The sequence below is a fragment of the Pseudomonas sp. P20 genome, from assembly GCF_016463925.1.
Taxonomy (GTDB): Bacteria; Pseudomonadota; Gammaproteobacteria; order Pseudomonadales; family Pseudomonadaceae; genus Pseudomonas; species Pseudomonas aeruginosa.
Genome location: NZ_JAEMVM010000007.1, coordinates 645360 through 667052, shown reverse-complemented (window position 1 = coordinate 667052; position 21693 = coordinate 645360). Strand labels below are relative to the sequence as shown.

Genomic DNA, 21693 nt, shown 5'->3' with positions numbered 1-21693 from the left:
TCAACGGGCGACGATCAGCGGATGACCTCGCTCGGGATGACGCTGGACCAGGACCTCGAGGCCGAACACCGCGCGCAACGGCTCGGGGCGCAGGACTTCCTCGGGCGTACCGAGCAGGTGCGGGCGACCATTCTGCAACAGCAGCAGGCGGTCGCAATAGCGCGCGGCCAGGTTGAGATCGTGGAGGATCACCAGCACCGAGGCACCGCGGCGGGCGAAATCATGCACTGCCTGCAGGGTAGTGTGCTGGTGCAGCGGGTCGAGCGCCGAGGTCGGTTCGTCGAGCAGCAGCACCTGCCCCGGCTCGCCCGGCCACAGCTGCGCCAGCACCCGCGCCAGGTGCACGCGCTGGCGTTCGCCGCCGGACAGCGCCAGGTAGCTGCGCCCGGCCAGATGGCTGGCGTCGGCCGCCGCCAAGGCCTCGGCGACGATCTGCACATCGCGCTCGCGGCCGCTGGAATGGGGCAGCCGACCGAAGCCGACCACCGCCTCCACCGGAAAGGCGAAGCCCAGCGACGAACTCTGCGGCAGCACCGCCAGGCGCTGCGCGCGAGCGACGCCCGGCCAGTCGTCGAGGCCGCGCTCGTCGAGCAGCACCAGCCCTTCGGCCGGCTGCAGTTCGCCACAGAGAGCGCCAAGCAAGGTGCTCTTGCCAGCGCCGTTGGGGCCGAGTACGCCGAGCATCTCGCCAGGCCGCAGCTCCAGTTCGAGGCCTTCCAGTACAGTCTTTCCGCCACGGCGGATGGACAGGTTCTCCACGCGCAGCATCAGGCCCGCCCCCGCAATAGCAGATAAAGGAAGAACGGCGCGCCGATCAGTGCCGTGACGATGCCGATCGGCAACTCCGCCGGAGCCAGCGCCAGGCGCGCCAGCAGGTCGGCAAGCAGCAGGAGAATGGCGCCGGCCATCATCGAGGCCGGCAGCAACGTCCGATGATCCGGACCGGCAACCAGACGGATCAGGTGCGGCACCACCAGGCCGATGAAGCCGATCATCCCCGCCGCCGCCACTGCGGCGCCGACGCCAAGGGCAGTGCAAAGCACCAGTTCGGCCTTCAATCGCTCGACGTCGAAGCCCAGGTGACGGGCCTCGGACTCGCCGAGCAGCAGTGCGTTCAGCGCATCTGCCCGGCGCGGTAGCCAGCAGGCCACCAGCAGCGCCACCAGCAGCAGCGGCCAGAGTCGTGGGTAGCTGGCGCCGTTCAGGCTGCCCAGGTTCCAGAAGGTCAGGGTACGCAAGGTGGCGTCATCGGCGAGATAGGTAAACAGTCCGATCACCGCGCCGGACAGCGCGGTCAAGGCGATCCCTGCCAACAACATGGTGGCCACGCTGGTCTGGCCATCGCGGCGGCCAAGTCGATAGACCAGCCAGGTCACCCCCAGGCCGCCGCCGAAGGCGCACAGCGACAGCAGGTAGGGCGCTAGGAACGCCGGCAAGCCACCCAGCGAGGCGCCGAACACGATGGCCAGCGCCGCGCCGAGGGCCGCGCCGCTGGACACCCCGACCAGCCCTGGATCGGCCAGCGGGTTGCGGAACAGGCCCTGCATCGCCACCCCGGACAGCGCCAGCACCGCGCCCACGGCCAGGCCGAGCAGGGTCCGCGGCAGGCGGATCTGGCCGAGGATCATTTCCGCCTGGGCCAGGCCCGTTCCATCGAGCGGCAGCCCGGCCAGGCGCAGCGCGGCGCGCAGGGTATCGCCCAGCGGCAGGCTGACGGGACCGAGGGCGAGGGACAACCAGAGGACCAACACGAGCGAAATCCCCAGCGCACCGAACAGTGCGCGGGGGCGAACAACCGATTTCAATGGGCGGCTTCCGTACTCAGCGGTTTCGCGGAAGGATAAAAGGCTGCGGAGAGAGCCGCCAGGCCATCCGGCAGGCGCGGACCGAGGCCGCCCACCAGGAGCGTCGGGTCAAGCACCAGCAGACGTCCGTCACGCGCCGCGTGAGTCGCGGCGAGGCCGGGGTTCTGCTTGAGCAGCGCGGCACGCGCCGCATCACCTTCGAGGCTGCGGTCGGCGATCACCACCGCGACCGGATCGAGCGCTGCCAGGGCTTCCACCGAGATCGGCTTGTAACCCTCATGGGTAGCCAGGTTGCGTGCTCCGGCTCGGTTCAGGACCCATTCGCCGCCGGTATTGCGCCCGGCTACCAGCAACTGACCCCCGGCGTTGCCGATCACCAGCAGGACGCCCGGGGCCGGCTGACTCTTCTGCGCGGCCGCGATCCAGTCCGCCTGGCGCCGCAGCCGCTGACGATAGTCAAGTTCGGCGGCCTCGGCGCGCTGGGGCACGCCGAGCCAGTCGCCGAGCTTCTTCAGATTGCTTTCCAGTGCCTCCAGATCCGGCTTGGCGGAGAGGGTCTCGACCCGCACGCCGGCGCCTTCGAGCTGCTTGAGTACCGGCGGAGGCCCCATTTCCTCGGTGCCGATGAGGATATCCGGGCGTAACGCCAGCACGCCCTCGGCAGCCAGTTGGCGCTGGTAGCCGACGCTCGGCAACTGTTTCAGCGCCTGCGGATGCTGGCTGGTGGTGTCCACCCCGACCAGCTTGCTCTCGCCGCCCAGCGCCACCACCCATTCGCTCAGCGAGCCGCCCGCGCTCACCCAGCGTTGCGGCAGCTCGGCGGCCTGGGCCATGCCGGTGCCGAGCAGGATGCCCAGCGCCAACCCGTTGAATAGTCGATCGATACGCATGATCTCTCCTCAGAGCGCCTTGAAGGATTCGGCCAGTTCGCGCCAGTCGTCGCGCTCGGGCTCGCCGGGCTTGCGTGCGCCGAACAGTTGCACGATCAGTTCGCCGTCGGCGTCGAAGGCCTCCCAGCTGGTTACGATGCCATCGGTGCTCGGCTTGCGCACCCGCCAAAGCTCGGCGATGCCGGTGGTCTTCAGGTGCAGGTTGAATTCCGGATCGAGCACGTTGAACCAGTCGTCCAGCCACTTCAGGTTGCACACAGGCCCGGTATGGATCTGGATGCAGTGGGCGTTGCCGACGAACACCATGATCGGCAATCCGCTTTCGGCCGCCGCTTCGAAGAGTTTCGCCAGGTCGCCCTTGTCCAGGCGCTCGGCCCATTCGCCGCCAGCCAGGCGCAGCGCCTGGGTGCGCTGCGCGCCATGCTTCTTCAGCAGGGCGTGGAAATGATGGGTGTCCTTCAACGCGGCCCAGCCTTCGCGCAAGGCGGCGGCATCGATCTGCGCATCGACGAGCGCCGCAGCCGGTGCGCGGGGTTCGTGCAGCGCCAGCACGGCATCCTGCTCGGCAGCCCGCAGGCGCTCGACCAGCGGTTCCCAGGCGCGGACGTCGCTGGCCTCGGTAAGGAACACCTTGTGCACCGCCACGCCCTGCTGGTCGAACACCTGGATGCTGCGCTGGGTACCCCGCGCTGTCTCCTCGGCAATGGCGAAGACGGCGTTCCACCCCCCCAGGAACAGGCGCAGGTCGATATCCGGCGAGACCACCAGGCCCATCTGCCCATTGGCAGAGACCGTCACTTCGCGATACGGCCCCTTGCGTTCGTGGACGCAATGCTCGTTGCGGGTCAGCGCCATGATCGGCCCCAGTTCGCCGAGCGCCGGCAGCAAGGCGGCCCAGTCCGGCCGCAGGCGCACGGCATCGATGCCGACCCGGCTGGCGACCAGCTCGCCTTCGCTGACCTGCAACAGCGCGGCGGCGTCGCGCGCGCGTAGCTGCGGTCGCTCGGCGCGCAGGTCCTGCCAGGCGCGGTAAAGCTCGGCAGGGGAATGGGAAAGGCTGGGAGTGCTGCTCATCGACGGTTCCTCGGGCATATCCGGTTCGGTCGCGCTACGCGCAAAAACAGGTGAACTTTGCCACAAAACGCATATCTGAATCCATTTGATAATTATTTGCATTAGCGTTTTTCTGGCAGTACCTTGTGCGCCCGACGTCCCCCTGGCTATTCGCCACCGGCCCGACCCAAGGAGTCCCACATGCCGCTCTCCCCGCCCTTCGCCCTGCGCCCCTGCCTGGCCCTGCTGTTGCTCAGCCCTTCCCTGGCCCTGGCGGGGAACGCCGTCCCGCTGACCCCGACCACCATCACCGCCACCCGTACCGAGCAGGCAGTGGATTCGGTGCCAAGCACTGTCAGCGTGCAGACCCGCGAACAACTGGACCGGCAGAACGTCAACAACATCAAGGAACTGGTGCGCTATGAACCGGGAGTCTCGGTCGGCGGCGCCGGCCAGCGTGCCGGGATCACCGGCTACAACATCCGCGGCATCGACGGGAACCGCATCCTTACGCAGATCGACGGGGTCGAACTGCCCAACGACTTCTTCAGCGGCCCCTACGCGCAGACCCACCGCAACTACGTCGATCCGGACATCGTAAAGCGCGTGGAAATCCTTCGCGGCCCGGCCTCGGCGCTGTACGGCAGCAACGCCATCGGCGGCGCGGTGAGCTACTTCACCCTCGACCCGTCGGACATCATCAAGGACGGCAAGGACGTCGGCGCCCGGCTGAAGGCCGGCTACGAGTCGGCCAGCCACTCCTGGTTGACCTCGGCCACCGTCGCCGGCCGCGCCGACGACTTCGACGGCCTGCTGCATTATGGCTACCGCCAGGGCCACGAGACCGAATCCAACGGCGGCCACGGCGGCACCGGGCTCTCGCGCAGCGAAGCCAACCCGGAAGACGCCGACAGCTACAGCCTGCTCGGCAAGCTGGGCTGGAACTACGCCGAGGGCAGCCGCTTCGGGCTGGTCTTCGAGAAGTACAAGAGCGACGTCGATACCGACCAGAAGAGCGCCTATGGCGGCCCGTACGACAAGGGCAAGCCGGCCATCCCGCCGAGCATGCTGCCGGGCGGCATGTACCAGTGGCGCAAGGGCAACGACACCCTGACTCGCGAGCGCTACGGCCTGGAGCACCATTTCCTGCTCGACAGCCCGGTCGCCGATCGCATCCAGTGGAGCCTGAACTACCAGTTGGCGAAGACCGACCAGGCGACCCGCGAGTTCTACTACCCGATCACCCGCAAGGTCCTGCGCACCCGCGACACTACCTACAAGGAACGCCTGTGGGTCTTCGACAGCCAGTTGGACAAGAGCTTCGCCATCGGCGAGACCGAGCACCTGCTGAGCTACGGGATCAATCTCAAGCACCAGAAGGTCACCGGCATGCGCAGCGGCACCGGCACCAACCTGGACACCGGCGCGGACAGCCCGCGCGATGCCCTGGAACGCAGCAGCGACTTTCCCGATCCGACGGTGAAGACCTACGCCCTGTTCGCCCAGGACAGCATCAGCTGGAACGACTGGACCTTCACTCCCGGCCTGCGTTACGACTACACGCGCATGGAGCCGCACATCACCGACGAGTTCCTGCGCACCATGAAGCAGAGCCAGAACACCGCGGTCGACGAGTCGGACAAGAAATGGCACCGGGTTTCGCCCAAGTTCGGCGTGACCTACGACTTCGCCCAGCACTACACCTGGTACGGCCAATACGCCCAGGGCTTCCGCACGCCCACCGCCAAGGCGCTGTACGGTCGATTCGAGAACCTGCAGGCGGGCTACCACATCGAGCCTAACCCCAACCTCAAGCCGGAAAAGAGCCAGAGCTTCGAGACCGGGTTGCGCGGCAAGTTCGACGAAGGCAGCTTCGGCGTAGCGGTGTTCTACAACAAATATCGCGACTTCATCGACGAAGACGCCCTGAATACCGATAGCACCGGCGGCAACGGCCAGACCTTCCAGTCCAACAACATCGAGCGGGCGGTGATCAAGGGCGTCGAGCTCAAGGGCCGCCTGGAGCTGGGCGCCTTCGGCGCGCCGCAGGGACTCTACACCCAGGGCAGCGTGGCCTACGCCTACGGTCGCAACAAGGACAACGGCGAGCCGATCAACAGCGTCAACCCACTCACCGGAGTGTTCGGCCTGGGCTACGACGAAGCAGACGGCAACTACGGCGGGCTGCTCAGCTGGACCCTGGTCAAACGCAAGGATCGCGTCGACGACAGCACCTTCCACACCCCGGATGGCACCGCCAGCCAGTTCAAGACCCCGGGCTTCGGCGTCCTCGACCTCAACGCCTACTACAGGCTGAGCAAGGACCTGACCCTCAACGCCGGTCTCTACAACCTGACCGACAAGAAATACTGGCTGTGGGATGACGTGCGCGGCTACGACAGCGTCGGCGAGGCTTCGGCGCTGGCCCCGGCCAACATCGACCGGCTGTCCCAGCCAGGCCGTAATTTCGCGGTCAACCTGGTCTGGGACATCTGACCCGTTACCCCTTCGCACACGGAAGTGCCCCCATACCCAGCGCCTGGCCATGCCGGGCGCTTTCCATGCCACAGGTGAAAGCCGTCCTCCGGATCAGGGATAATGATCCCGGCAAACGGAGCGCCCATGATCCACCTGTGTCCCTCTTCCTATCTCGCCGAAGGCAACAGCCGCGGCTTCCTCGTCGATGAGCGGCGGCTGTTCGCGGTGCGTCGCGACGGCCGCGCCTACATCTACCTGAACCGCTGCCCGCATCGCGGCATCCCGTTGGAGTGGCAGCCCGATGCCTTCCTCGACGACAGCGCCAGCCTGATCCGTTGCGCCAGCCACGGCGCGCTGTTCCTCATCGAGTCCGGCGAGTGCGTCGCCGGCCCCTGCGCTGGCGAGCGCTTGCGCGCCCTGCCCTGCCGGGAAGACGCAGAGGGCCTCTGGGTGGAGCTGGACGACTGACCCAACGGGGGATGGGCGGCAAGCCGCGAGGCAACGGCTAGGCTTGCGGCACAAAGATAAAAAAGAGGAAGGAACGCGCCATGCGCCGATTCAGCCTGCGCTTCGTCCTGCTGCTCCTGTTCGGCCTGCTGCTCTATGCCTGCCGCAATGAACCGGGCCCCGTACGGCTCGCCCCTGGCGTAACAGCGGCGGATTACAGGACTTTCTTCATCCAGGCGGTACGCGCCGAGGGGCACCGCATCGACTTCGAGGAGCGTTTCGATACGGCCGTGCGCCGCGCCCTGGAGGCCAAGGGCTATCGCTACCAGGCGGAACACGGCGACCTGCGGGTGATCTACGCCCTCGGCCTGCAACGCCAGCCGGGCCTGGAAATGCGACCGGTGATCACCCAGGATGGCGTCTTCACCCAGACCCAACTGACCGAAGACACCGAGGCCAGGCTGGCGCTGCGCATCCTTGACGAAAGCAACGGCAGGGTCCTTCTGGAAAGCGTGCTGAGCCGCCAGCTGCACGATCCGGCGCTGACCCAGGAAGCGTTCGACCGCGGCGTCGCGCAATTGCTGAAGGACTTCCCGAGTCGCAGTCAACCTTGAATGTCACAGGCCGTCGAAGTCGTCCTCGCGGCGCTCGGTGTTCTCGCCGGGCGTCGACAGCCGGGGCGGCCGCCGTTGCAGCCACCACAGGGCGGCGATACCCAGGGCAGCCATTGCGCCGCGGAACAGCAAGCCGAACAGGTTGCCGTCGGCCTCCATCCCGCCCTCGATCCAGGCAATCAATAGCCGCGACAGGGTCAGGATCGATTGCAGCAGCACTACCAGGATCAATGCCGGCTGCACCAGCGAAGCCCGGCGCAGGGCGAACAGCAGGAACAACGCCAGGGCGAACTGATGGCCGCCATAGAACACCCGCGCATCGCTGACCGCCGAAGGCTCCATCAGCAGCATGCCACTGAGATTGGCCATCTCGTAGGGACGCACCCAGTACAGCACTCCCAGCGCGCCCCATACCAGCGCCTGAACCAGCAAAACCAAACGGGCGAAGAGCATCCCCTTTCTCCTCGGGCCTGTTGCCCCCAGCGGTCAGTTCGACACCGGCGGCGAACGCCCCGGCAACCCTAAGGACAGCAGACCCAAACCGCGCCGACGAGTTCGCTGCGACAATCCGTCCCTGCCCAACGGCAACCCGGCGCGGCGGGCAGCGCATCGCTTCGTCACAAGTGGATACAGCTCACCGGCTGGGTGGCGGCGGGTGCCAGCGGTATGCTCCCGGCATTCGCTCGCAGCAAGGAGAATCCCATGCGCCGCTTCGCACCCCTGGCCGTCCTGGCCGCCACCCTGCTCCACGGTTCCCTGGTCCAGGCCGCCGAACCGCTGGCCATCGACGTCCACCGCGACGCCAACTGCGGCTGCTGCAAGGACTGGATCAAGCACCTCGAAGCCAACGGTTTCAAGGTCACCGACCATGTGGAAGCAGACATGAGCGCAGTCAAGAGCCGCCTCGGCGTGCCCTACAGCATGGGCTCCTGTCATACCGGAGTGATCAACGGCAAGTTCGTCGAAGGTCACGTGCCGGCAGCGGACATCCTCAAGCTGCGCGAACGTGCCGACCTGGTCGGCGCCGCCGTACCGGGCATGCCGGTCGGCTCGCCGGGCATGGAAATGGGCGACCGCCAGGACGCCTACCAGGTCGTCGGCCTGACCAGGAGCGGCCAGGCCTCGGTCCTGGCGGAGTACCCGGGACGCTAACGAAAACGCCGTTTCCCCCAGGGGAAACGGCGTTTTTCCTTGTAGCAGGGCGTGAGGATCACTCCGCCAGGCTATCGACCTTCTTCTGCGGCGACAGCAGCCCGTCGGCGCGGAACATCGCCTTGATCCCGCGCACCGCCTGGCGCAGGCGGTCGCGGTTCTCGATCAGGGCGAAACGCACATGATCGTCGCCGTAGTCGCCGAAGCCGATCCCCGGCGACACCGAGACCTTGGCGTCCTGCAACAGCTTCTTGGCGAACTCCAGCGAGCCCAGATGCGCGTAGGGCTCGGGGATCTTCGCCCAGACGTACATCGAGGCCTTCGGGTTCTCCACCATCCAGCCGGCCTCGCGCAGTCCCTTCACCAGGACGTCGCGGCGCTGCTGGTACTGCCGGGCGATATCGCGGACGCACTGCTGGTCGCCTTCCAGAGCGGCGATGGCCGCCACCTGCAGGGGCGTGAAGGTGCCGTAGTCGTGGTAGCTCTTGATCCGCGCCAGGGCCGAGACCAGCTCGGGATTGCCGACCATGAAGCCGATCCGCCAGCCGGCCATGTTGTAGCTCTTCGACAGGGTGAAAAACTCCACCGCGATATCCTTGGCACCCGGTACCTGCATGATCGACGGCGCTTTCCAGCCGTCGTAGACGATGTCTGCATAGGCCAGGTCGTGCACGACCATCACGTCGTACTGCTTGGCCAGCGCCACCACGCGCTCGAAGAAGTCCAGCTCGACGCACTGCGCGGTAGGGTTGGAGGGGAAACCGAGAATCATCATGCGCGGCTTGGGAATCGATTCGCGGATTGCCCGTTCCAGCTCGTTGAAGAAATCGATGCCCGGCACCAGCGGCACCGAGCGCACCTGGGCGCCGGCGATCACCGCACCGTAGATGTGGATCGGATAGCTCGGGTTGGGCACGAGGATGGTGTCACCATGGTCGAGGGTCGCCAGCATCAGGTGCGCCAGGCCTTCCTTGGAGCCGATGGTGACGATGGCTTCGCTTTCCGGGTCGATCTGCACGTCGTAGCGGTCGCGGTACCAGTGCGAGATGGCCCGGCGCAGGCGCGGGATGCCGCGCGAGGTGGAGTAGCCATGGGTGTCTTCGCGCTGGGCGACGGTGCAGAGCTTCTCGACGATATGCGGCGGGGTCGGCCCGTCGGGATTGCCCATGCTCAGGTCGATGATGTCCTCGCCACGGCGACGAGCGGCCATCTTCAGTTCGGCGGTGATATTGAAAACGTAGGGGGGAAGGCGGTCGATGCGCGCGAAACGGCGCGCAGGGCGTGATTCAGCCATGCTGTCCTCGGAGTAACGTAAGCGCCCGGAACCGTCCGAGCGACGCCGGCCGCTGCGGCGGCCTGGAAAGCACCAGCCAGGCGCTTTCTTGTCGGCGAACATAAAGGCCGATAGGCTGCTTGTCGAGTCCCCCCTCGCGTTTTTCATTCCATTTCACAGGAAAAGGCCCATGTCCCGACGCTACTGGCAACTCGATGTGTTCGCCGAGCGTCCGCTCACCGGCAACGGCCTGGCCGTGTTCGACGACGCCAGCGCCCTCGATGACGCCGCCATGCAGGCCTGGACCCGCGAACTGCGCCAGTTCGAGTCGATCTTCCTGCTGCCGGGCGACGACCCACGGGCCTTCCGCGCACGGATCTTCACCCTGGAGGAAGAACTGCCGTTCGCCGGCCACCCGCTGCTCGGCGCCGCCGCCCTGCTCCATCACCTGCGCGGCGGCGACAACGAACAGCACTGGACGCTGCACCTGGCCAGCAAATCGGTGGCCCTGCGCAGCGTGCGGGCGGGCAGCGGTTTCTACGCCGAGATGGACCAGGGCCGCGCCGAATTCGGCGCCACCCCGGACGCCGGGACCTGCCGCTGGTTCGCCGAAGCCTTCTCGCTATCGGCCAACGACCTGTCCGGGCATCCACCGCGGGTGGTGAGCACCGGCCTGCCCTACCTGCTCCTGCCGGTAACCGCCGAGGCGCTGGGTCGAGCCCGTCAGGTCAACGATTTGCAAGAAGCCCTGGATAAACTCGGCGCGGCGTTTGTCTATCTGCTCGACGTCGACGGGCGCGAGGGCCGGACCTGGGACAGCCTGGGGCTGGTGGAAGACGTGGCTACCGGCAGCGCTGCCGGTCCGGTCGCCGCCTACCTGGTGGAATACGGGCTTGCCGCGCGCGGCGAACCCTTCGTCCTGCACCAGGGACGCTTCCTCGAGCGGCCGAGCCGGCTCGACGTCCAGGTCGCGACAGACGGCGGCGTCAGGGTCGGCGGCCACGTCCAACTGCTCGCCCGCGCCGAGCTGCTGACCTCGGCCTGACGGTCGGGGTGGCGCTGGCGGCGGACGACGACAACACTGAAGAAGCGAAACGTACAGGAGAACCGCCATGCTCTGGCGCAAAGGACGACGCAGTGACAACGTGATTGATGCCCGGGGTGAAGGAGGCGCAGGCGGCGGTGGCGGCATGCGCATCGGCGGCAAGGGCCTCAGCCTGGGTGGGGTGGCCATCGTGGTGGTGGTAGGCCTGCTGATGGGCCAGGACCCGATGCAGATCCTCGGGTCGCTGCTCGGCCAGATGGATAGCCCGGCGCCGGCCACCCAACAGCAGGCCGGCGGTCGGGCCCCGGCGGCCAACGACGAGCAGAGCGAGTTCGTCCGCTCGATCCTCGGCGACACCGAGGACACCTGGGAACAGATCTTCGCCAGCGGCCAGGCACAATACCAACAGCCCAAGCTGGTGCTGTTCAGCAATGGGGTGAATTCCGCCTGCGGCTTCGCCTCGTCGGCCACCGGGCCGTTCTACTGTCCGGCCGACCGCCGGGTCTACCTCGACTTGGAGTTCTTCCGCGAGATGGAACAGCGCTTCTCCGCCGCCGGCGACTTCGCCCAGGCCTATGTGATCGCCCACGAGGTCGGCCACCACGTGCAGAACCTGATGGGCATCTCGGCCAAGATCAACGCAGCCCGCCAGCGCGGCGCGCGCATGGAGGGCGCCAACGGCCTGTCGGTACGCCAGGAACTGCAGGCGGACTGCTTGGCCGGGGTCTGGGCCAACCGTGCACAGCAGCGGCTGAACTGGCTGGAGCCGGGCGACATCGAGGAAGCCCTGAACGCCGCCAACGCCATCGGCGACGATCGCCTGCAAGGCCAGGGCCGCGGCATGGTGGTGCCGGATTCCTTCACCCATGGCTCCTCGGCGCAACGCATGCGCTGGTTCAAGACCGGCTTCGAGAGCGGCTCGCCGGCCAGTTGCGATACCTTCAAGGCCCAGACGCTCTGAGCCTCGCCGCCAGCCGGGCGCTTAGCGCCCCGGCTGGCTTCCCAGCGCATTCAACTGATCGGCCAGTTCCCTGGCCTCGTAGGCCGAAGCCAACCCGTCGAGATAGACCTTGCCGTTGCGGATCGGCTCGCGCACCCGCGGCGCCAGGCGCAGGCGCCCGTCCACCAGTACCGCGAGAGTGCGCCCCCGGGCCTCGCCGGTCAGCGCGGCCAGGCGGCGGGCGGCCGGTTCGGTGAAGGTGACTTCGACGCCGGGTCGACCGTTCTGGTCGTACAGGACCTCGGCGCGGAGTACGTCAGCCTGGGTCAGGCTGGGCTTCAGCGCCACCAGCATGGCTTTGCCCTGCGGGTCGGCCAGGGTGCGGAACGCCGCGGAAGGCGTGCTGGCGGTGGCATAGACCCCGAAGCTGTGCTGCGGGATCGGCAGCGGATCGCTGGCGCAGGCGGCCAGCAGCAGCGCCAGGCCCAGCGGAAGGAGTGCGAGTTTCGAGCGTTTCATGATGAGGTACTGCAGAAAACCTGGGCGGAGCGTCCGTCCGGACGCCAACGCCTATGTTAACGCCGCCCGCGCCGGGCGGGCGAGCAGGGCCTTCCGCGAGGCGACGATCGACTAGACTGGCGGAAATTCACCCCTCTCCCGCGAACTGGTATGATGCGCGCCTTTTCGAGCCGTATGAACCCCACGCAGGCCGCCGCGAGGCCCCTGGCGTGCGTGGGTCGTTTCATGCGGCTCGCGCATTTTCGGGACTCAGCCGTCTGCCGGGATCGTTCGCGGTACCGCGCCGACGAGACAGCGATGCAACGCCCGCCACGCGGAAATTCGGTTTTCCCTGGTCGGCGGCCGGCTCCACGGCCGGCCACTTCTGCTGGCGCCATGGGGATCGTTGCAGAGCACATTCAGGGGAATCCAACATGCTGGAAAAGCTGTTTCAACTAAAGGCGCACAACACCACGGTGCGCACCGAGATCCTGGCGGGGATCACCACCTTCCTGACCATGGCCTACATCCTCTTCGTCAACCCGAGCATCCTCGGCGAGACCGGCATGGACAAGGGCGCGGTGTTCGTCGCCACCTGCCTGGCAGCGGCCATCGGCTCGACCATCATGGGCCTGATCGCCAACTACCCGATCGCCCTGGCCCCCGGCATGGGCCTCAACGCCTTCTTCACCTACACCGTGGTGCTGCACATGGGCCACAGCTGGCAGGTCGCGCTGGGCGCAGTGTTCATTTCCGCCACCATGTTCTTCCTGCTGTCGATCTTTCGCATCCGCGAATGGATCATCAACAGCATCCCCCTGCCGCTACGCTCGGCGATCGCCGCCGGCATCGGCCTGTTCCTCGCACTGATCGCCCTGCAGAACGCCGGCATCGTGGTGGACAACCCGGCAACCCTGATCGGCATGGGCGACCTGACCAAGCCGGCGCCGATCCTCGCCACCCTCGGCTTCATCCTGATCGTCGCCCTGGAGGCGCGTAGCGTCACCGGCGCGGTGCTGATCGGTATCCTGGTGGTCACCGCCATCGCCATCCTGCTCGGCGTGACCCAGTTCGGCGGCGTGGTCTCGATGCCGCCGTCGCTGGCGCCGACCTTCCTCCAACTGGACATCAAGGGCGCGCTGGACATCGGCCTGGTCAGCGTGATCTTCGCCTTCCTCTTCGTCGACCTGTTCGACAACTCCGGCACCCTGATCGGCGTCGCCAAGCGCGCCGGACTGATGGGCAAGGACGGCCACATGCCGAAGATGGGCCGCGCGCTGATCGCCGACAGTACCGCCGCCATGGGCGGCTCGCTGCTGGGCACCTCGACCACCACCAGCTACATCGAGTCCGCCGCGGGCGTCAGCGCCGGCGGCCGCACCGGCCTGACCGCCATCGTCGTCGCCATCCTGTTCCTCCTCGCGCTGTTCTTCGCCCCGCTGGCCGGCAGCGTACCGGCCTTCGCCACCGCCCCGGCGCTGCTCTTCGTCGCCGTACTGATGGCCTCGGGCCTGGCAGAGATCGACTGGGAAGACATCACCGTCGCCGCGCCGGTGGTCGTCACCGCGCTGGCCATGCCGTTCACCTATTCGATCGCTACCGGCATCGCCTTCGGCTTCATTTCCTGGACCGCGATCAAGGTGCTGTCCGGGCGCTGGCGCGAACTGAACCCGGCGCTGGTGATCCTCTCCGTGCTGTTCGTGATCAAGCTGGGCTTCTTCAACGCATGAGCCGTCCACAGTTCGACCCCAGCGCCTACGCCGCGCAACTGGAAGACAAGAAGTCCCGCCTCGCCGGATTGCTGGCCCCGTTCGCGGCACCCGCGCCAGAGGTCTTCGAGTCGCCGCGCGAGCATTACCGGCTGCGCGCCGAATTCCGCCTGTGGCGGGAAACCGGCAACGAGAAGCGTCACTACGCGATGTTCGAGCAGGGCGACAAGCACACGCCGATCCTGATCGAGGATTTCCCCATCGCCAGCCGCCGCATCAACGAACTGATGCCGCGCCTGAAGGCGGCCTGGGCCGACCCGGCGCTGGGCTTCAAGCTGTTCCAGGTGGAGTTTCTCACCACCCTGGCCGGCGACGCGCTGATCACCCTCTGCTACCACCGGCCGATCGACGACGCTTGGCGACAGGCAGCGGAAAAGCTCGCGGCGGAACTGGGCGTGAACCTGGTGGGGCGTTCGCGCGGCAAGCGCATCGTCGTCGGACGCGACTATGTGGAGGAGGAACTGTCGGTCGCCGGCCGGCGCTTCCGCTACCGCCAGCCCGAGGGGGCTTTCACCCAGCCCAACGGCGAGGTCAACCAGAAGATGCTCGGCTGGGCCTACGAGGCGCTCGGCCAGCGCGACGACGACCTGCTCGAACTGTACTGCGGCAACGGCAACTTCACCCTGCCCCTGGCCACCCGGGTACGCAAGGTGCTGGCCACCGAGATCAGCAAGTCCTCGGTCAATGCGGCGCTGGCCAACCTGGCCGACAACGCGGTGGACAACGTCAGCCTGGTGCGCCTGTCGGCCGAAGAGCTGACCCAGGCGCTGAACGAGGTTCGCCCGTTCCGCCGCCTGGCCGACATCGACCTGAAGAGCTACGCCTTCGGCAGTGTCTTCGTCGATCCGCCACGAGCCGGCATGGATCCGGACACCTGCGAGCTGGCCCGACGCTTCGAGCGCATCCTGTACATTTCGTGCAACCCGGAAACCCTGGCGCAGAACATCGCCCAACTGCACGACACGCACCGGATCAGCCGCTGCGCGCTGTTCGACCAGTTCCCCTACACCCACCACATGGAAAGCGGCGTCCTGCTCGAACGCCGCTGAGAGTGGCCGCGCCCCACGGCGCGGCCGTGCCTCAGAGTCGCACCGGGAGGCGCCGCGCCAGGTGCAATCCTTCCGTCGTCACCTCGGCGCCATAGGCCAGCACCTCGACGCCCGCTTGCGCCGCCTCGCGCAACGCCTTGCCATAGGCTGGATCGATCTCGTCGGCGGGGCGCACCGCCTCGACCCCGGAAAGGTTCACGCAGTACAGCTGCACCGCGCGGATCCCCTCCCGCGCCAGCGCCGCCAGTTCGCGCAGGTGCTTGGCGCCGCGCAGCGTCACCGCGTCGGGAAAGGCCGCCACGGCGGTTTCGTCGAAGCCCAGGGTGACGCTCTTCACCTCGATGAACAGTGCGCCCGTGGGGTATTCCAGGCGAAAGTCGGCGCGACTGTTCTCCACGCCGTAGGCCACTTCCCGGCGCAGAGCGGTGAAACCGGCAAGCTCCGCGATGTCCCCGGCCAGCAGCGCCTCCTCTACCAGGCGGTTGGCCCGCGCCGTGTTGACGCAGGCCAGGCGGCCCTGCGGAGTCTCGCTCAGCTCCCAGGTCCCCGGCAGCTTGCGCTTGGGGTCGTTGGAGCGGCTGAACCAGACCCGGCAACCTTCGCTCATGCAATTGAGCATCGAACCGGTATTCGGACAGTGGATAGTCAGGCGCTCGCCGCCGGCGCTCTCGATATCGGCGAGGAAACGCTTGTAGCGACGCAGCAGGCGGCCTTCTTCCAGTGGCTGCTCGAAACGCATCAGGGCCGCCAGTTCTTCAGGCCGCGGGCGATCCGCTCCACCGCTTCCTGCAGGCGCGGCAGGTTCTGGGTATAGGCGAAACGCACGTGGTGGCCGGCCTGGTGGCGGCCGAAATCCAGCCCCGGAGTGAAGGCCACGTGCTCGGTCTCGATGAAGTGCTTGCAGAAGGCGTAGGCATCGCCGCCGAACGCACTGATATCGGCGTAGAGATAGAAGGCGCCTTCCGGCTCCACGGCGATTCCGAAACCCAGCTCGCGCAGGGCCGGCAGGAGGAAGTCGCGACGGCGGGCGAACTCTTCGCGACGCTCTTCGAGAATGGCAATGGTGGTCGGCTCGAAACAGGCCAGCGCGGCCTGCTGGGCCATGCTCGGCGCGCTGATGTAGAGGTTCTGCGCCAGCTTCTCCAGTTCAGGCACCGCCGCTGTCGGCGCCACCAGCCAGCCCAGGCGCCAGCCGGTCATGCCGAAATACTTGGAAAAACTATTCAGGACGAAAGCGTCGTCGTCGACTTCCAGCACCGACGCGGCGTCCACGCCATAGGTCAGGCCGTGATAGATCTCGTCCACCACCAGGTGCCCGCCGCGGGCCTTCAAGGCGCCCGACAGGCCGGCCAGTTCGTCGCGATCGAGCAGGGTCCCGGTCGGATTCGCCGGCGTCGCCACCAGAGCGCCTACACTGTCTGAATCCCAGTGCCGCTCGATGAGATCCGGTGTCAGTTGGTAACGGCTGTCCGGCCCCACCGGCACCAGTTGCGCGGCGCCTTCCACCAGGCGCAGGAAATGCCTGTTGCACGGGTAGCCCGGGTCGGCGAGCAACCAGTGGCGGCCGGGGTCGACCAGCAAGCTGCTGGCCAGCAGCAGGGCTCCGGAACCGCCCGGAGTGACCAGCACGCGCTGTGGGTCGAGGTCGACCCCGTAGCGTTCGCCGTAGAATTTCGCGATCGCCTCGCGCAGCGCCGGCAGGCCGCGGGCGGCGGTGTAGCGGGTATGCCCGGCGGCCAGGGCGGCGCGCCCGGCCTCGACGATCGGCTCGGCCGTGGTGAAGTCCGGCTCGCCGATCTCCAGGTGGATCACATCGTGGCCGGCGGCCTGCAACTCGTTGGCCCGCGCCAGCAGGGCCATGACATGGAAAGGCTCGATGGCCCGACTGCGCGCGCTATAGGAGGTAGCCATGGATATTCCGAACTTTGCGAGGAAAAACCGATTCTAACCAAGCCATTACGCGGGCGACACCAGCCTCGACAACCGGGAGTAGCGCCAAGGTTATCGTTCTGGTAAGTTCGCCCGCTTGCGACCGCGGGGCCGGAGAGCCGGCGAGGGAACCCTGCCGCGGACAGGATTAGCGAAAGTGAGAGGCGGCCATTCATGTCCACCAAAGCAAAACAACAGAGCAGCCAGCAGATGACCCGCGGCTTCGAACCCTATCAGGAAACCAAGGGCGAGGAGTACATGAGCGAGCGCATGCGCGCGCACTTCACCGCGATCCTGAACAAATGGAAACAGGAGCTGATGGAAGAAGTCGACCGTACCGTGCATCACATGCAGGACGAAGCGGCCAACTTCCCCGATCCGGCCGACCGCGCCAGCCAGGAAGAAGAATTCAGCCTGGAACTGCGCGCCCGCGACCGCGAGCGCAAGCTGATCAAGAAGATCGACGAGACCCTGCAACTGATCGAAGACGAAGAGTACGGCTGGTGCGACTCCTGCGGCGTCGAGATCGGCATCCGTCGCCTGGAGGCGCGCCCCACCGCGACCCTCTGCATCGACTGCAAGACCCTCGCGGAAATCCGCGAGAAGCAACTCGGCTCCTGAGCCGGACCGACGGGGCGCCAAGGCGCCCCGTTTCGTTTCCGCCGTTCCCCGCCGCACCGCTCGCGCCATGACCTCTTCCTATGTAGGCCGCTTCGCCCCGACGCCCAGCGGCTACCTGCACTTCGGTTCCCTGGTGGCGGCCGTCGCCTCCTACCTGGACGCGCGTGCCGTCGGCGGCCGCTGGCTGGTGCGCATGGAGGACCTCGACCCGCCCCGCGAAGTCCCGGGCGCCCAGCAGGCGATCCTGGAAACCCTGGAGCGCTACGGCTTCGAATGGGACGGCGCGGTGGAGCGGCAGAGCGAACGCTTCCCGGCCTACGCCGCAGTGGTCGAGCAACTGCTGCGCAGCGGACTGGCCTACGCCTGCACTTGCTCGCGCAAGCAGCTTGAGGGATTCGCCGGGATCTACCCGGGCTTCTGCCGCGATGCCGGGCACGCCCGCGAGGATGCGGCGATCCGCCTGCGCGTGCCGGAGCTGGAATATCGCTTCGTCGACCGCGTGCAGGGCGAAGTCCGCCAGCATCTCGGCCGCGAGGTCGGCGATTTCGTCATCCAGCGCCGCGATGGCTTCTACGCCTACCAACTGGCGGTGGTGCTGGACGACGCCTGGCAGGGCATCACCGACATCGTCCGCGGCGCCGACCTGCTCGACTCGACCCCGCGCCAGCTTTACCTCCAGGAATTGCTGGGGTTGAGCCAGCCGCGCTACCTGCACGTGCCGCTGATCGTCCAGCCGGACGGGCACAAGCTCGGCAAGTCCTACCGCTCCCCGCCACTGCCCGCCGAGCAGGCCGCCGCGCCGCTGACCCGCGCCCTGCGCGCGCTCGGCCAGCGGCCGCCGGCCGAACTGGCCCAGGCCAGCGCCAGCGAGGCGCTGGCCTGGGGCGTCGCGCACTGGGACGCCACGCGCATCCCGCGCTGCGCTACCCTTCCCGAGGAACGCCTGTAGCCCGCCCGGCGGCTTGCCGGCACCCACCCGCAGCCTGTAGCCTGCCGGCCCAAGCATGAGGGAAGCGGCATGTACATCTACCGACTGGTCCTGCTCCTGGTCGTGGGCATCTATCTCTTTTCCCCCGCCATCATGGACTGGTGGATCGATCCCAACGGCGCCTGGTACCGCCCGTACCTGCTGTGGCTGATCCTCATCGTGGTCACTTTCATCCTGCAGAGCCAGCGCGATGCTGACGAGCTTTAGCCTGACCCAGCTGATCCTGATCAGCGTCGCCTACCTCTCCACCCTCTTCGGCATCGCCTGGATCACCGAGCGCGGCTACGTGCCGCGCCGGCTGGTACGCCACCCGCTGGTCTACACCCTGTCGCTGGGCGTCTACGCCAGTGCCTGGGCGTTCTACGGCACGGTAGGCCTGGCCTACCAGTACGGCTACGGGTTCCTCGCCATCTACCTGGGGATTTCCGGGGCCTTCCTGCTCGCCCCGGTGCTGCTCTATCCGATCCTCCGGGTGACACGCGCCTACCAGCTGTCCTCGCTGGCCGACCTCTTCGCCTTCCGTTTCCGCAGTACCTGGGCCGGCGCCCTGACCACGCTGTTCATGCTGATCGGCGTGCTGCCGATGCTGGCCCTGCAGATCCAGGCGGTCACCGACTCGATCAGCATTCTCACCCGCGACCCGGCCCAGGAGCGGGTCGCGTTCGTCTTCTGCACCCTGATCACCCTGTTCGCGATCCTCTTCGGCGCTCGCCACATCGCCACCCGCGAACGCCACGAGGGACTGGTGTTCGCCATCGCCTTCGAGTCGCTGGTCAAGCTGGTGATGCTCGGCAGTATCGGCCTCTACGCCCTGTACGGCGTCTTCGGCGGGCCGGAAGGCCTGGAAGTCTGGCTGCTGCAGAACCAGACCGCGCTGACCACCCTGCACACGCCGCTGGCCGAAGGTCCATGGCGAACGCTGCTGCTGGTGTTCTTCGCCGCGGCCATCGTGATGCCGCACATGTTCCACATGATCTTCACCGAGAACCTCAACCCGCGCGCGCTGATTTCCGCCAGTTGGGGCCTGCCGCTGTTCCTGCTGCTGATGAGCCTGGCGGTACCGCCGATCCTCTGGGCCGGGCTGCGCCTCGGCGCCTCGACCACACCGGAGTACTACACCATCGGCCTCGGCCTGGCGGTGGACAGCCCGGCCCTGGCCCTGGCCGCCTTCATCGGCGGCATCTCCGCCGCCAGCGGGCTGACTATTGTGATGACCCTGGCGCTCTCGGGAATGGTCCTCAACCACCTGGTGCTGCCGCTCTACCAGCCGCCGGCGCAGGGCAACATCTACCGCTGGCTGAAATGGACCCGGCGCCTGCTGATCGTCGCCATCATCATGGCCAGCTACGCCTTCTACCTGCTGCTGGGCGCCGAACAGGACCTCTCCAACCTGGGCATAGTGTCCTTCGTCGCCACCCTGCAATTCCTTCCCGGCGCCCTCTCGGTGCTGTACTGGCCGACCGCCAACCGCCGTGGCTTCATCTCCGGGCTGATCGCCGGCATGCTGGTCTGGGCGATCACCATGCTGCTGCCCCTGATGGGGAACGTACAGGGCCTGTACCTGCCGCTGTTCGACGTGATCTACGTGCTGGACGATTCGAACTGGCACCTGGCGGCGCTGTCCTCGCTGGCGGCCAACGTGCTGGTATTCACCCTGGTGTCGCTGTTCACCGAGGCCAGCGACGAGGAAAAAGGCGCCGCCGAGGCCTGCGCGGTGGACAACGTACGCCGTCCGCAACGCCGCGAACTGTTCGCCGGTTCGCCGCAGGAGTTCGCCAGCCAGTTGGCCAAGCCGCTGGGCGCCAAGACCGCGCAGAAGGAGGTCGAGCAGGCCCTGCGCGATCTCCACCTGCCCTTCGACGAACGTCGCCCCTATGCCCTGCGTCGCTTGCGCGACCGCATCGAGGCGAACCTTTCCGGGCTGATGGGACCCAGTGTCGCCCAGGACATCGTGGAGACCTTCCTTCCCTACAAGACCAGCGAAGAAAGCTATGTCACCGAGGACATCCACTTCATCGAGAGCCGCCTGGAGGACTATCACTCCCGGCTGACTGGCCTGGCTGCCGAACTCGACACCTTGCGCCGCTACCACCGGCAGACCCTGCAAGACCTGCCGATGGGCGTCTGCTCCCTGGCCAAGGACCAGGAAGTGCTGATGTGGAACCGCGCCATCGAGGAACTCACCGGGGTCGGCGCGCAGAAGGTCGTCGGTTCGCGCCTGTCGGCCTTGCCCGAACCCTGGAAGGGCCTGCTGGAACGTTTCATCGACGCCCCCGACGAGCACCTGCACAAGCAGCGCCTGGTCTACGACGGCCACACCCGCTGGCTGAACCTGCACAAGGCGGCCATCGAGGAACCCCTGGCGCCGGGCAACAGCGGCCTGGTGCTACTGGTGGAAGACCTCACCGAAACCCAACTGTTGGAAGACAAGCTGGTCCACTCCGAGCGCCTGGCTTCCATCGGCCGCCTTGCCGCCGGGGTGGCCCACGAGATCGGCAATCCGATCACCGGCATCGCCTGCCTGGCGCAGAACCTGCGCGAGGAACGCGAAGGCGACGGCGAGCTGACCGAGATCAGCGAGCAGATCCTCGACCAGACCAAGCGCGTATCGCGCATCGTCCAGTCGTTGATGAGCTTCGCCCACTCCGGCAGCCACCTGCAGGCCCTGGAACCGGTGTGCCTGAGCGAAGTCGCCCAGGAGGCCATCGGACTGCTGTCGCTGAACCGGCGTAGCGTCGAAGTAGAGTTCTTCAACCTCTGCGATCCGGCGCACTGGGTCGAGGGCGACTCGCAGCGCCTGGCCCAGGTGCTGATCAACCTGCTCTCCAATGCTCGCGACGCCAGCCCGCCGGGCGGCGCGATCCGGGTCCGCAGCGAAGCCTCGGAACATACCGTGGACCTGGTCGTCGAGGACGAGGGCAGCGGCATTCCGAAGGCGATCATGGACCAGTTGTTCGAACCGTTCTTCACCACCAAGGACCCCGGCAAGGGGACCGGGCTCGGCCTCGCACTGGTCTATTCGATCGTGGAAGAGCATTATGGACAGATAACCATCGAGAGCCCGACGGATCACCAGCGAGAAGGCGGCACCCGCTTCCGCGTGACCCTGCCGCGGCACCCTGGCCCGACGGCCGAGCTGTAG

Annotated in this window: 21 protein-coding genes; 12 read left to right on the top strand and 9 right to left on the bottom strand. The window is 67.1% G+C overall.

The window, feature by feature from the left end:
• The 4 genes from JHD77_RS10485 to JHD77_RS10470 are packed head-to-tail and all read right to left on the bottom strand — an operon-like array spanning window position 1 to window position 3769.
• Window positions 1-768 (bottom strand): heme ABC transporter ATP-binding protein, encoded by a 768-nt coding sequence (locus JHD77_RS10485; protein WP_017001637.1) that lies wholly within the window; start codon window positions 766-768, stop codon window positions 1-3.
• Window positions 768-1751 (bottom strand): FecCD family ABC transporter permease, encoded by a 984-nt coding sequence (locus tag JHD77_RS10480; RefSeq protein WP_003121063.1) that lies wholly within the window; start codon window positions 1749-1751, stop codon window positions 768-770. Before JHD77_RS10480 ends, JHD77_RS10485 begins: the two co-directional genes overlap by 1 nt.
• Window positions 1752-1801: 50 nt before the next feature.
• On the bottom strand, window positions 1802-2695 hold the full coding sequence (locus tag JHD77_RS10475; RefSeq protein WP_031755650.1) for a hemin ABC transporter substrate-binding protein: 894 nt from the start codon (window positions 2693-2695) through the stop codon (window positions 1802-1804).
• Window positions 2696-2704: 9 nt separating this feature from the next.
• On the bottom strand, window positions 2705-3769 hold the full coding sequence (locus tag JHD77_RS10470; protein ID WP_003095101.1) for a hemin-degrading factor: 1065 nt from the start codon (window positions 3767-3769) through the stop codon (window positions 2705-2707).
• A 180-nt stretch (window positions 3770-3949) separates the two neighbouring features.
• Between JHD77_RS10470 and phuR the strand changes: the two genes are divergently transcribed.
• The 3 genes from phuR to JHD77_RS10455 all read left to right on the top strand — a co-directional run bounded on the left by phuR (window position 3950) and on the right by JHD77_RS10455 (window position 7287).
• Entirely contained in the window at window positions 3950-6244 is a 2295-nt protein-coding gene (gene phuR / locus JHD77_RS10465) for a heme/hemoglobin uptake receptor PhuR (protein WP_003457149.1), read from the top strand.
• A gap of 102 nt (window positions 6245-6346) precedes the next feature.
• Window positions 6347-6694, top strand: a complete 348-nt coding sequence (locus JHD77_RS10460) for a Rieske (2Fe-2S) protein (RefSeq protein ID WP_073668231.1) — start codon at window positions 6347-6349, stop codon at window positions 6692-6694.
• Window positions 6695-6774: 80 nt separating this feature from the next.
• On the top strand, window positions 6775-7287 hold the full coding sequence (locus JHD77_RS10455; RefSeq protein ID WP_003095104.1) for a DUF4136 domain-containing protein: 513 nt from the start codon (window positions 6775-6777) through the stop codon (window positions 7285-7287).
• Window positions 7288-7290: 3 nt separating this feature from the next.
• Here JHD77_RS10455 and JHD77_RS10450 read toward each other — a convergent pair whose 3' ends face one another.
• The gene (locus tag JHD77_RS10450) at window positions 7291-7740 is read right to left on the bottom strand and encodes a DUF4345 family protein (RefSeq protein WP_004365359.1); all 450 of its coding nucleotides are present in this window, start codon (window positions 7738-7740) and stop codon (window positions 7291-7293) included.
• A 249-nt stretch (window positions 7741-7989) separates the two neighbouring features.
• Here JHD77_RS10450 and JHD77_RS10445 point away from each other — a divergent pair, with 249 nt between their 5' ends.
• On the top strand, window positions 7990-8439 hold the full coding sequence (locus JHD77_RS10445) for a DUF411 domain-containing protein (protein ID WP_031755648.1): 450 nt from the start codon (window positions 7990-7992) through the stop codon (window positions 8437-8439).
• A gap of 58 nt (window positions 8440-8497) precedes the next feature.
• On the opposite strand, the gene alaC is transcribed toward JHD77_RS10445, so the two are convergent.
• Window positions 8498-9733: an alanine transaminase gene (gene alaC / locus JHD77_RS10440; protein ID WP_023108336.1), complete on the bottom strand. Its 1236-nt coding sequence runs from the start codon at window positions 9731-9733 to the stop codon at window positions 8498-8500.
• A gap of 169 nt (window positions 9734-9902) precedes the next feature.
• Here alaC and JHD77_RS10435 point away from each other — a divergent pair, with 169 nt between their 5' ends.
• A complete protein-coding gene (locus JHD77_RS10435) occupies window positions 9903-10757 on the top strand; it encodes a PhzF family phenazine biosynthesis protein (protein WP_031755646.1) in 855 nt (284 codons plus the stop codon).
• A 67-nt stretch (window positions 10758-10824) separates the two neighbouring features.
• Window positions 10825-11718 (top strand): KPN_02809 family neutral zinc metallopeptidase, encoded by an 894-nt coding sequence (gene ypfJ, locus JHD77_RS10430; protein ID WP_191519346.1) that lies wholly within the window; start codon window positions 10825-10827, stop codon window positions 11716-11718.
• A 21-nt stretch (window positions 11719-11739) separates the two neighbouring features.
• Here the strand turns inward: ypfJ and JHD77_RS10425 are convergent, their stop codons facing one another.
• A complete protein-coding gene (locus tag JHD77_RS10425; protein WP_003111176.1) occupies window positions 11740-12216 on the bottom strand; it encodes a SecDF P1 head subdomain-containing protein in 477 nt (158 codons plus the stop codon).
• A 413-nt stretch (window positions 12217-12629) separates the two neighbouring features.
• On the opposite strand from JHD77_RS10425, the gene JHD77_RS10420 reads away from it, so the two are divergent.
• Together JHD77_RS10420 and trmA are read left to right on the top strand one after the other, a co-directional pair.
• The gene (locus tag JHD77_RS10420) at window positions 12630-13925 is read left to right on the top strand and encodes an NCS2 family permease (RefSeq protein ID WP_003095114.1); all 1296 of its coding nucleotides are present in this window, start codon (window positions 12630-12632) and stop codon (window positions 13923-13925) included.
• Complete coding sequence (gene trmA, locus JHD77_RS10415) at window positions 13922-15013, top strand: tRNA (uridine(54)-C5)-methyltransferase TrmA (RefSeq protein ID WP_003116071.1); 1092 nt, start codon at window positions 13922-13924, stop codon at window positions 15011-15013. Before JHD77_RS10420 ends, trmA begins: the two co-directional genes overlap by 4 nt.
• Before the next feature lie 31 nt (window positions 15014-15044).
• Here the strand turns inward: trmA and sfsA are convergent, their stop codons facing one another.
• Together sfsA and JHD77_RS10405 are read right to left on the bottom strand one after the other, a co-directional pair.
• Window positions 15045-15752, bottom strand: a complete 708-nt coding sequence (gene sfsA, locus JHD77_RS10410) for a DNA/RNA nuclease SfsA (RefSeq protein ID WP_003100180.1) — start codon at window positions 15750-15752, stop codon at window positions 15045-15047.
• Window positions 15752-16924, bottom strand: a complete 1173-nt coding sequence (locus JHD77_RS10405; protein ID WP_003113459.1) for a pyridoxal phosphate-dependent aminotransferase — start codon at window positions 16922-16924, stop codon at window positions 15752-15754. The genes sfsA and JHD77_RS10405 overlap by 1 nt, the downstream gene beginning before the upstream one ends.
• A 192-nt stretch (window positions 16925-17116) precedes the next feature.
• On the opposite strand from JHD77_RS10405, the gene dksA reads away from it, so the two are divergent.
• From dksA to cbrA, 4 genes are all read left to right on the top strand, one after another.
• Window positions 17117-17563 carry an RNA polymerase-binding protein DksA gene (gene dksA, locus JHD77_RS10400; RefSeq protein ID WP_003095122.1) on the top strand — a complete coding sequence of 149 codons (447 nt, stop codon included), beginning with the start codon at window positions 17117-17119 and terminating at the stop codon, window positions 17561-17563.
• Window positions 17564-17630: 67 nt separating this feature from the next.
• Window positions 17631-18512 carry a tRNA glutamyl-Q(34) synthetase GluQRS gene (gene gluQRS, locus JHD77_RS10395; protein WP_003146131.1) on the top strand — a complete coding sequence of 294 codons (882 nt, stop codon included), beginning with the start codon at window positions 17631-17633 and terminating at the stop codon, window positions 18510-18512.
• A gap of 69 nt (window positions 18513-18581) precedes the next feature.
• Window positions 18582-18758 (top strand): hypothetical protein, encoded by a 177-nt coding sequence (locus tag JHD77_RS10390; protein ID WP_003095129.1) that lies wholly within the window; start codon window positions 18582-18584, stop codon window positions 18756-18758.
• Complete coding sequence (cbrA, locus tag JHD77_RS10385; protein ID WP_003095132.1) at window positions 18742-21693, top strand: two-component system sensor histidine kinase CbrA; 2952 nt, start codon at window positions 18742-18744, stop codon at window positions 21691-21693. Before JHD77_RS10390 ends, cbrA begins: the two co-directional genes overlap by 17 nt.

What these genes read in the sequence shown, in the direction of transcription:
- ypfJ (WP_191519346.1), top strand. Translation starts at nt 10,825, where the DNA reads ATGCTCTGGCGCAAAGGACGACGCAGTGACAACGTGATTGATGCCCGG.
- JHD77_RS10405 (WP_003113459.1), bottom strand. Translation starts at nt 16,924, where the DNA reads ATGGCTACCTCCTATAGCGCGCGCAGTCGGGCCATCGAGCCTTTCCAT.
- JHD77_RS10485 (WP_017001637.1), bottom strand. Translation starts at nt 768, where the DNA reads ATGCTGCGCGTGGAGAACCTGTCCATCCGCCGTGGCGGAAAGACTGTA.
- JHD77_RS10435 (WP_031755646.1), top strand. Translation starts at nt 9,903, where the DNA reads ATGTCCCGACGCTACTGGCAACTCGATGTGTTCGCCGAGCGTCCGCTC.
- JHD77_RS10455 (WP_003095104.1), top strand. Translation starts at nt 6,775, where the DNA reads ATGCGCCGATTCAGCCTGCGCTTCGTCCTGCTGCTCCTGTTCGGCCTG.
- JHD77_RS10445 (WP_031755648.1), top strand. Translation starts at nt 7,990, where the DNA reads ATGCGCCGCTTCGCACCCCTGGCCGTCCTGGCCGCCACCCTGCTCCAC.
- JHD77_RS10470 (WP_003095101.1), bottom strand. Translation starts at nt 3,769, where the DNA reads ATGAGCAGCACTCCCAGCCTTTCCCATTCCCCTGCCGAGCTTTACCGC.
- alaC (WP_023108336.1), bottom strand. Translation starts at nt 9,733, where the DNA reads ATGGCTGAATCACGCCCTGCGCGCCGTTTCGCGCGCATCGACCGCCTT.
- JHD77_RS10420 (WP_003095114.1), top strand. Translation starts at nt 12,630, where the DNA reads ATGCTGGAAAAGCTGTTTCAACTAAAGGCGCACAACACCACGGTGCGC.
- JHD77_RS10475 (WP_031755650.1), bottom strand. Translation starts at nt 2,695, where the DNA reads ATGCGTATCGATCGACTATTCAACGGGTTGGCGCTGGGCATCCTGCTC.
- cbrA (WP_003095132.1), top strand. Translation starts at nt 18,742, where the DNA reads ATGCTGACGAGCTTTAGCCTGACCCAGCTGATCCTGATCAGCGTCGCC.
- sfsA (WP_003100180.1), bottom strand. Translation starts at nt 15,752, where the DNA reads ATGCGTTTCGAGCAGCCACTGGAAGAAGGCCGCCTGCTGCGTCGCTAC.
- JHD77_RS10450 (WP_004365359.1), bottom strand. Translation starts at nt 7,740, where the DNA reads ATGCTCTTCGCCCGTTTGGTTTTGCTGGTTCAGGCGCTGGTATGGGGC.
- JHD77_RS10460 (WP_073668231.1), top strand. Translation starts at nt 6,347, where the DNA reads ATGATCCCGGCAAACGGAGCGCCCATGATCCACCTGTGTCCCTCTTCC.
- trmA (WP_003116071.1), top strand. Translation starts at nt 13,922, where the DNA reads ATGAGCCGTCCACAGTTCGACCCCAGCGCCTACGCCGCGCAACTGGAA.
- JHD77_RS10425 (WP_003111176.1), bottom strand. Translation starts at nt 12,216, where the DNA reads ATGAAACGCTCGAAACTCGCACTCCTTCCGCTGGGCCTGGCGCTGCTG.
- dksA (WP_003095122.1), top strand. Translation starts at nt 17,117, where the DNA reads ATGTCCACCAAAGCAAAACAACAGAGCAGCCAGCAGATGACCCGCGGC.
- gluQRS (WP_003146131.1), top strand. Translation starts at nt 17,631, where the DNA reads ATGACCTCTTCCTATGTAGGCCGCTTCGCCCCGACGCCCAGCGGCTAC.
- phuR (WP_003457149.1), top strand. Translation starts at nt 3,950, where the DNA reads ATGCCGCTCTCCCCGCCCTTCGCCCTGCGCCCCTGCCTGGCCCTGCTG.
- JHD77_RS10390 (WP_003095129.1), top strand. Translation starts at nt 18,582, where the DNA reads ATGTACATCTACCGACTGGTCCTGCTCCTGGTCGTGGGCATCTATCTC.